The 8,936-nt window shown below is 68.6% G+C and carries 9 protein-coding genes; 5 read left to right on the top strand and 4 right to left on the bottom strand.

The window, feature by feature from the left end:
- Positions 1-557: 557 nt before the first annotated feature.
- Positions 558-974 (bottom strand): four-helix bundle copper-binding protein, encoded by a 417-nt coding sequence (locus FM051_RS42545; protein ID WP_238413057.1) that lies wholly within the window; start codon positions 972-974, stop codon positions 558-560.
- 732 nt (positions 975-1,706) lie between these two features.
- On the opposite strand from FM051_RS42545, the gene FM051_RS42540 reads away from it, so the two are divergent.
- The 4 genes from FM051_RS42540 to FM051_RS42525 are packed head-to-tail and all read left to right on the top strand — an operon-like array spanning position 1,707 to position 5,256.
- Positions 1,707-2,621, top strand: coding sequence for an ABC transporter ATP-binding protein (locus FM051_RS42540; protein WP_158852771.1), 915 nt, complete (start codon positions 1,707-1,709; stop codon positions 2,619-2,621).
- 1 nt (position 2,622) lies between these two features.
- Positions 2,623-3,363, top strand: coding sequence for an ABC transporter permease (locus FM051_RS42535; protein ID WP_158852770.1), 741 nt, complete (start codon positions 2,623-2,625; stop codon positions 3,361-3,363).
- A 5-nt stretch (positions 3,364-3,368) separates the two neighbouring features.
- Positions 3,369-4,607, top strand: coding sequence for a sensor histidine kinase (locus FM051_RS42530; protein ID WP_158852769.1), 1,239 nt, complete (start codon positions 3,369-3,371; stop codon positions 4,605-4,607).
- On the top strand, positions 4,597-5,256 hold the full coding sequence (locus tag FM051_RS42525) for a response regulator (protein WP_158852768.1): 660 nt from the start codon (positions 4,597-4,599) through the stop codon (positions 5,254-5,256). The genes FM051_RS42530 and FM051_RS42525 overlap by 11 nt, the downstream gene beginning before the upstream one ends.
- Here the strand turns inward: FM051_RS42525 and FM051_RS42520 are convergent.
- The 3 genes from FM051_RS42520 to FM051_RS42510 all read right to left on the bottom strand — a co-directional run bounded on the left by FM051_RS42520 (position 5,253) and on the right by FM051_RS42510 (position 7,828).
- The gene (locus FM051_RS42520; RefSeq protein WP_158852779.1) at positions 5,253-5,915 is read right to left on the bottom strand and encodes an IS5 family transposase; all 663 of its coding nucleotides are present in this window, start codon (positions 5,913-5,915) and stop codon (positions 5,253-5,255) included. The genes FM051_RS42525 and FM051_RS42520 overlap by 4 nt on opposite strands.
- Positions 5,916-6,116: 201 nt before the next feature.
- Entirely contained in the window at positions 6,117-7,343 is a 1,227-nt protein-coding gene (locus FM051_RS42515; RefSeq protein ID WP_158852767.1) for a multidrug effflux MFS transporter, read from the bottom strand.
- Positions 7,340-7,828: a MarR family winged helix-turn-helix transcriptional regulator gene (locus FM051_RS42510; protein ID WP_158852766.1), complete on the bottom strand. Its 489-nt coding sequence runs from the start codon at positions 7,826-7,828 to the stop codon at positions 7,340-7,342. The genes FM051_RS42515 and FM051_RS42510 overlap by 4 nt, the downstream gene beginning before the upstream one ends.
- A gap of 526 nt (positions 7,829-8,354) precedes the next feature.
- Here FM051_RS42510 and FM051_RS42500 point away from each other — a divergent pair.
- A complete protein-coding gene (locus tag FM051_RS42500) occupies positions 8,355-8,720 on the top strand; it encodes a hypothetical protein (protein WP_158852764.1) in 366 nt (121 codons plus the stop codon).
- Positions 8,721-8,936: the final 216 nt, after the last annotated feature.

Below are 8,936 nucleotides of genomic sequence, written 5' to 3'. Positions count from 1 at the left end.
ACCCTCGGAGGTACCGGTCGCGGTCACACCGAAGGCGATCGCCAGTGGCAACGCGACGACAGCCACCGTCAGCCCCGAGAGAATCTCTCTGGTAATCCGCCGGACCATAGGCTCCCCTCGCTCCACGACATGCTCGCCTGCACACCGCGAGCAGATCTGCCGATCGGACTCCCCGCTCTCCTGATTGCAAAGGTGTCGTAAAGAGCTTTTCAAGGCAAGATCAAGGCAACTCCACCGAAGTCTGCCCACGTGCCCTTGACAGCCGCCGGCGGCGACACGCGACCGACCTCCACTCCACGTCAACAGCCCTGGCCTGCGCGAAATCGCCCGGCCGATCGAGCAGGCGGGCGACATTCCATATCAAAAGGAATTGAAATTCCCACAATCTGAACTGCGGTCTGTGACCAACGACACACGCTCCGTGATGTGACACCTGCTCGCGACCGGCTCGGCTTCGGGTCATCCGGACCCGTTACGCCCGCGCCGCTTCGCCAGGCACACGACCGAAGCGCGTCGCCGGGTGCGCTGTGCCGGCGCACCCGGCGACCGCGACTCTCTCAGCCCATGGCGGCCAGCAGGTCGCGGCACGCGGCCTCGCAGGCACGGCACGCCTCGGCGCAGATGCGGCAGTGCTCGTGCATCCCCGCGTGCGACCCGCACTCGTCACCACAGGACTTGCACGCCATCACGCAAGCCTCCAACAGCGTCCGGCTGATGTTCGCGTCGTAGCCGGTGTGCCGCGACACCACCCGCGCGGTGGCGCCGCAGATGTCCGCGCAGTCCATGTTCGTGCGCACACACTTGGTCAATTCCGCCACCGAACTCTCGCTCAGACAGGCGTCGGCGCAGGCGGTGCACGCTTCCGCGCACGCGATCAGGGCGTCGATCGTCGCCGCCAGCTTGGCTCGATCCAGGTTGATCTCGGCGGGGTAGGTCTCCAGCATCGGCATCGTCATCGTGGTCAACTCGATCACTTCTCCTGGTAGGTCGATTGGTAGGTCGATTCGGTGTGCCACCGCCCGCCGTGGTGGCGGGCAGCCCCGAGGCACCTGCCAGCAGGGGTCTCATCCCGTCCGCAGGTCCACCGGAAGATTTCTCGGCGGGGTCGTGGTGGATCCGGGTTGTGTCCCGTGCTCCGCGTGCCGTGCTCCACGTGCGGAACTGGGGCGAAGACGCCCACGCGGGTCACGATCACAGCCGCCGGCGGGGCCGCCGCAGGACGTCAGCGTTGCGGCCACCACCGCTCCCCTGCCGCATACCCGCCAATCCACACCTCGCGGCTACCCGGGACGTGGACAGCGACACACCTCGTCCCGGTGCAAGGCAGGCAAGGCCGCCGCGCATGCCGCGGTGTTGGACGTGCGGGAACAGCACGCCTGCCAGGATCACCACGGCGGTCGGTACGGCCGTTCCGCCGACCGGACTCGGGGTTCGCCCGTGTCCGCGTTGCCCGGTCCAGGGCCAGGGCGAAGCCGAAGACGGCCCGGCTTCACCCGACGGGTGACAGCGGCTGCAGCACCGCCCACTGCGCGTCGGTCAAGTCGGCCCGCCCCGTCACCGCTACGCCGGCCACGAGGTCTCCGGCCGGACAGGTTTTCTTGGTCGTTAACCCATCTACCGGAGTCCAGGCATCATCCGATCGGATGATGCCTGGACGAGCGTGATGTCCGATGGTTCGCGGCGAGGGAAAAGACCACGCTGAGAACATGTCGATCGTGCAAGTAAGCGGACTGCGCAAGTCCTATGGGGACAAAGTCGTCGTCCGGGATGCGTCCTTCGCCGTGGAGGAGGGCGAGATCTTCGGGATCCTCGGCCCCAACGGCGCGGGCAAGACCACCGTCGTCGAATGCATCGGGGGACTGCGGGTGCCGGATGCGGGTGACATCAGGGTCGCCGGTCTTGACCCTCGGTGGGACCACGCCGCAATGACCGAGGTTCTCGGCGTTCAACTGCAGAGCAGCGAACTGCAGCCGAAGATGACAGTGGTGGAGGCGCTGGAGCTCTACAGCGCCTTCTACCGGAATCCGCTCGACTGGCGGACGCTGGCCGACCGGCTCGCTCTCGGCCCCCTGCTGCACCAGCGGTTCGGCAAGCTTTCCGGTGGTCAGCGGCAGCGGCTCTTCATTGCTCTGGCGCTGGTAGGTAGGCCGCAGGTCGCGGTGTTCGACGAGCTGACGACCGCCCTCGATCCGCGTGCTCGACGCGACACCTGGGCGCTGATCGAGAACGTGCGGCAGTCCGGCGTCACGGTCCTGCTCGTCACCCACTACATGGAGGAGGCCCAGCGCCTCTGCGACCGGATCGCCGTGCTGGACCGGGGCCGGGTCGTGGCGATCGACACGCCCTCCGGTCTGATCAGCATGTCCGACAGCCCGACCGTCATCTCCTTCCGCCCGTCACGTCCGCTGCCGCACACCGACCTGCAGGCACTGCCCGGCGCGGTGTCCGTGGCCGAGCACGGTGGGCACGTGACCATCACCGGTACCGACGAGACCGCCAACGCCGTCATCGGGCTGCTCGCGGCCGGCCGCGTCATCGCGACGCAGCTGCGGGTGGTCGACGCGACGCTCGACGACGCGTTCCTCCACCTCACCGGCCCGAACCCGAGGGGAGATAACTGAGGTGTCCGCACGCGTTGCTGTGCTCAAGGCGGAGACCCGTCTCTTCACGAGGGAGCCTGGGACGTTGTTCTGGGTGTTGGTCTTTCCTCCTGTGCTGCTTCTCGGGTTCGGGTTGATCCCCGGTTACCGGGACGCCGACCCGGACTTCGGCGGCCGTAGGATCATCGAGTTCTACGTGCCCGGTACCGTGCTCGTCGCACTCATCACGGCGAGCCTGCAGGCGATGCCGGTCGCGCTGGCCTCCTACCGCGAACGCGGTGTGCTTCGGCGGATGCGCACCACGCCCGCTCGACCGTCCGATCTGCTGGTCGCGCAGGTGGTGCTGCACTCCGCGGCCGCGTTGCTAGCCGCTGTGCTCGTGCTCGCGCTCGGACTCGGGATGTTCGGTGTCGAGCTGCCGCGTCATCCCCTCGCCTATCTCGCCACGCTCGCGCTGGGTGCGCTGGCCGGGCTCGCCATGGGAGCCGTGATCACCGCGGTGTCGCGCACGGCGAAGATGGCTGGTGCGGCCGGCCTGTCGGTCTTCTTCCCGGCGATGTTCACCGCGGGGATCTACGTGCCGTTGCCGGCGTTGCCCGGCCCGGCACGTCAACTCGCCGAGCTGACGCCCTTCGGGGCCGCGGCCCAGGCGCTCGACCAGGCGGCTGCCGGAAGCTGGCCGTCGTGGAACCATCTTGTCGTCCTGACCCTGTGGACGGTCTTGTTGCTCGCCGCAGCGGCTCGCTGGTTTCGTTGGGAATGAAGCACATGACGGAGACGTGGCACGCCGGTGCCGGATGGCTGGGACTCTTCCGATGGGGTCCTTACGCCCTGTTGGGGCTGGGCGTGCTCGTCTCCGCCGCCACGGCCGACGACCTGATGAGCACGGGCGAGGTCTACGCGGCTGCCACGCTCACCGGGTGCGCGTTGCTCTGGCAGCTCGGGTGGGACCGCGCGTTGCGGTCCCTGCCCGACCAGTCGTGCGGCAGGTGTGTGTACTTCACCGTGCGCACGGTCTTCGCACTCCTGCTGAGCGGATTGAACCCGTTCTTCTCGATCTATGCCGTGATGGGGTACTTCGACGCCGCTCGGCAACTGCGGGAATCGGTGCGCCGATGGGGACTGCTCGCCGTCGCGACGACCCTCGCGATCGCGCAGGCGTCCCCGTCGGGCGGGTTCCTGCCCGACGACGCGCTCCAGTGGACGGTGTTCACGGCGCTGCTCGTCCTGCACACGTCGCTTGCGCTGCTGCTGGACAGGTTCAACCATCAGGCAGACGAGCAACGACGCCGGCAGCGGGACACCATCGCGGAGCTGGAACGCGCCGTCGCCGAGAACAAGGCGCTGCAGGCTCAACTGGTCGTGCAGGCACGGGAAGCGGGCACCGCCGACGAACGCCGCCGTCTCGCCGCGGAGATCCACGACACGCTGGCCCAGGGACTGACGGGCATCATCACCCAACTCCGGGCCTCACTCGACACCACCGACCGTCGTGCGGCACGTGAGCACGTCGAGCAGGCCGTGGCACTCGCCCGTCACAGCCTCGGTGAAGCTCGCCGCTCCGTGCACGACCTCGCGCCGGGCCCGCTGGAACACCAGACGTTGCCGGAGGCGCTCGACGACACCGCCACCCGCTGGTCGACCAGCACGTCGACCCCGGTCGAGTTCACGGTCACCGGCGCGGTCCAGCCGCTGCACGCCGAACTCGACACGGCGTTGCTGCGGATCACGGAGGAAGCGCTGGGCAACGTGGCCAAGCACGCCGGCGCCGAGCGGGTCGGCATCACCCTCACCTATTTCGACGACGAGGTCACCTTGGACATCAGGGACGACGGCCGCGGATTCGACCCGTCCGCAGTGCCTCCGAGGTCCGCGCACGGCGGCTTCGGACTGGCCGGAATGCGCATCCGCGCCGAACGCGTCGGCGGCCGCGTCGAGGTCGAGTCGGAACAGGGCGACGGCACCGCAGTCGCCGTGCGCGTACCTTTGGTCCGCCATGACTCGTGAACCGACTCCCATCACGCTGCTACTGGTCGACGATCACCCCGTGGTGCGCGGCGGACTGCGTGGCATGTTCGCGACGTCCCCGGATTTCGTGGTGCTCGCCGAGGCCACCGGAGGCCGGGAGGCAGTCGCGCTCGCCGAGCGCCTTGACCCCGACGTGGTGCTGATGGACCTGCGCATGCCCGAGGGCAACGGAGTCGAAGCGATCACCGACCTGACCCGACGACGCCTGCGCTGCCGCGTTCTGGTCCTGACGACCTACGACACCGACTCGGACGTCATCCCCGCGATCGAGGCGGGTGCGACGGGCTACATCCTCAAGGACGCGCCGCCCGACGAGCTCTTCGAAGCAGTCCGCGCCGTGGCGGAGAACCGCACCGTGCTCGCACCACCGGTCGCCGCACGCCTGGTCGCACGACTCCGCACACCGCCCGAGCCGGCCGCACCCGAGGACCTGCCGGCGCTGAGCGCTCGGGAGCGGGACGTTCTCGCCTTGGTCGCGAAGGGCACGACAAACCGGGAGATCGCCAGGAAGCTCTTCATCAGCGAGGCGACCGTCAAGACCCATCTCACGCACTTGTACACCAAGCTGCGCGTCAACGACCGCGCTTCAGCGGTCGCCACCGCGTACGAACGCGGCATCCTCTGTTAGCGCCAGTTCCCGAACTGTCGGGGTTGTGTGAGTCGGCGGCTGGTGATGCGGATCATGGCCCATCGGACCATCGCCTCGTGATGGTGACGTAGTCGTTCGTAGTCACGGACGCAGCGCGGTGACCGGTGATCCAGGCACAGGGTTCTTCCCACCACCCAACGGCGGGGCAGCACCGTGAAGCAGGGAAGTTCGGGGCGTTTGACGATCTGCACCACCAGGCCCAGGGTGGTGCGGGCCCAGTCGAGCAGGCCGCCGGTGTAGCCGCCGTCGGCCCACACCAGCGCGACCCGCCCGCCGGTGGTGTCGCGCATCCGGCGCAGCAGGCTGCGGGCAGCGACCCGATCCTGCGTGGAGGCCGGGGTCACCAGTACCGCCAACAGGAAGCCGACGGTGTCCACGATGATGTGACGCTTGCGGCCGTTGACCTTCTTGCCCGCGTCGTAGCCGCGGGTCGCCTTCCCGACCGTCTCGGCCGCGCGCACCGACTGCGAGTCGATCACCGCCGCCGGCGGCGCCGCCACCCGGCCCGCGACGAGCCGGGCACGGTCGCGCAACGCGTCGAGCAGCCGCTGCGTCGCACCCGCCTTCTCCCACACGGCGAAGCGTTTGTAGACCGTGGGCCACGGCGGGAAGTCCGAGGGCAGGGCACGCCACTTGATGCCGTTCCACGTAGAGGATCGCGTCCACGATCACCCGACGGCAGTGCTTCTCCCGCCCGCCCCGACCCGCGAGCCACGCCGGGTGAGCTGGTGGGACGAGGACAGACGGCAGCACGGGGCACCCGCGGTGACACCGCCCGCGGGGATCGGGCACGATAACAACGGAACTCCTGGTGGAGCGGCGCTTCGACAACGTCCGGTCTACCAGGAGTTCCCCCGTCTCCGCAGAGGAACTCGCCGGCGGCCGTAGAGCGCGGCCAGCGTCGCCAGGCTCAGGCATGCCGTGATGAGCGACGCCATGGGCAGGGCGCTGGTGGTGCCGATCACCCCCACCAGCGGGGAGACCGCACCGCCCAGCAGGAATTGGCCGCCGCCGAGCAGGGCGGAGGTCGCCCCAGGAGCGTCCCGGCCTGCTTCCTGCGCGATCGCGGTGACTGCGGGGTAGAACAGTCCGAACGCGGTGATGACCACGAACAGACAGGCCCACACGATGATCCGCGAGCCACCCGTGGTAGCGAGCAGGACGACGAGCGCGGTGGCTGCGATCAGACTGATCGCGATCCCGGTCAGGAGCAGCCTGCCGACCGCCATCCGGCCCACGAATAGTCCGAAAAGGATACTCCCGGCCATGCTGCCGAGGGCGTTGACTCCGTAGATCACGCTCGTTTCGGTGGCCGAGGCGCCGTAGAGGTCCTGAAAGACGAATGTGGACCCGGTGATGTAGGTGAAGACGGCCGCGCCGCCGAAGCACAGGCTGAGCACTTGCGCGGCCAACGCCCGCCGTCGGATCAGGCGGCCCATCGCCCGCAGGGTCGCGGACGGCCTGGCCGAGGTTCGCCGGGACGGCGGCAACGATTCGGGCACCCACACCAGGACTCCCGCCACCTGGATCAGCCCCAGAACGGCCAGAGCGCCGAACACCGCCCGCCACGACGCCACAGCCAGCACCGCCCCGCCCAGCACCGGGGCGAGGATCGGCGCGGCCGAGGTGATCGCCGACAGCGTGGAGAACTTCCGGGCCGCCGCCACGCCGTGGAACAGGTCGGTGATCACCGCCCGCGACACCACCATGCCCGCCGCGCCCGCCATTCCCTGGCACAACCGAGCGGCGTTGAGCACTTCGATCGTCGGAGCCAGCGCGCAGGCCAGCGAGCAGACCGAGAACAGCGCAGCGCCCGCCAGAAGCACCCGCCTCCGCCCCACCCCGTCGCTGACCGGGCCGAGCACCAGCTGTCCCACCACGACCCCGACCAGGAACGCGGTCAGGGACAACTGCACCGTTGACGGCTGCGTCACCAGGGATCGGGTCAGCTCCGGTAAACCCGGCACGTACATGTCCGTCGCCAACGGCGCGACCCCGGTCAGCGTGGCCAGCACGCCGATCAGCGCAGTCCCGGGACGCGAGGGCGTGGTGTCCGTCGTGCTCATTGCGGAGGAGCCGCACCGAGGACCGGTGACTCCGCCTCGGCCGCGGGAGCGTCGGCGACCTGGCGCAGCAGATCCGCCGCCACGCGGAGCACGGCCCGCTCGGCCGGAGTCAGCACGTCGCGCAGCGTGGTCGCCAGCCACACATTCCCGTCGTGCACATGATCGGCCAGCGCCTCCACACCGCGTTCGGTAACCGTGATCGTCTGCTGCCGCCTGTCCCGTTCATCGCGAGACCGGGCGACGAATCCCGCGTCCTCCAAGGCGTTCATCGTGCGCGTCAACGACTGCGGCTGCAGTCCCTCGATCGACGCCAACGTCGTCACCGTCAGCGGCCCGCTGTGCCGGAGGTTCGCCAGTACCGACGCACCCAGCCGTGTCAGCGCATCGGCCCGCCCTGGCTGCTGCGCCCGCAAGCGCTGTGCCAGCCGGGACACACCCCAGCGCACCGACTGCGCGATCTCCCAGGAGTCGTCCGCCTCACTCATGAATACCAAGCTAACACTTATCAACTTGGCGGAGCAACCCCGGCAAATGACCTTCAAGAGGAAAGCATAAGCGCAGTAGAACGCGCGATAGACCACTCGTCCGGCCACGCGCAGGCACACCGGCACCCCGCCCGACCTGGCCCGCAAGACCCTCGGCCTGGCGGTGGAGATCGTCCAACGCCCGCAACTGTCGACGTTCACCGTGCTGCCCAGAAGGTGGGTGGTGGAGCGGACTTTGTCCTGGATCACCGGTCACCGCCGCTGCGTCCGCGACCACGAACGACTACGTCACCATCACGAGGCGATGGTCCGATGGGCCATGATCCGCATCACCAGCCGCCGACTCACACAACCCCGACAGTTCGGAAACTGGCGCCAAGACCGTCCGTTCAGTCCTGTTCAGACACGCGGTGTTCACTCCAGACAGATCCGCACCGCTCGTGCCGCAGCCCGACCAGGTGAAGAACGCAGCGAAGACAGCCCGCAGAGCTACCCGCAGTAAGCCAGACCGGGTAAGGGTTACGCCATGGAGAGAAAGAAGGCGGCACTCGGATCCGCCGCGTTCTTCATGATCGCTCCCGGCGGTGCCACCGGGCTCATCCCGTGGCTGCCGACCCGGTGGCAGGTGGAGCAACGGCTCCCGTTCTGGTTGCCACTGCGGATCACCGGCGCCGTCGCCCTGCTCGCCGCCGTCGCGGTGCTGACTTCCTCGTTCGCTCGGTTCGTTGCAAAGGACTTCGGCACGCCTACCCCTGTCGCACCACCGGACCACCTTGTGGTGGGCGGGGGTTCTACCGATACGTCCGTGGCCACCCGCTACGACAAAGTCGCCGCGCGCTACCAGTCCACCGTCCACATCGCGGCCATCGACATCTGGCTACGCCACCTTTGAAACACACCCAGACCACGTCGATACCGGCGGAGGCGATCCTGCCGGTTTCCGGCTCCTCGTCCGGACGAACCGGCTGGCCCGTGTGCTCGAAGCACTCGTCACAGTCGTCGGCACACAAGGGCGGACTTCACCGCGTTTCGCCCCGGTGCTGCCTTCATGGCGGACTGCCGTTCGAAATCCCCCGAGGCAGGAGTACGAGCGGCACGACCTCCACGC

Origin of the sequence: Saccharothrix deserti, assembly GCF_009769385.1 — a bacterium.
GTDB classification, from domain to species: Bacteria; Actinomycetota; Actinomycetes; order Mycobacteriales; family Pseudonocardiaceae; genus Actinosynnema; species Actinosynnema deserti.
Note: the sequence above shows the minus strand (reverse complement) of the source record. Positions and strands in the feature narration are given on the sequence as shown.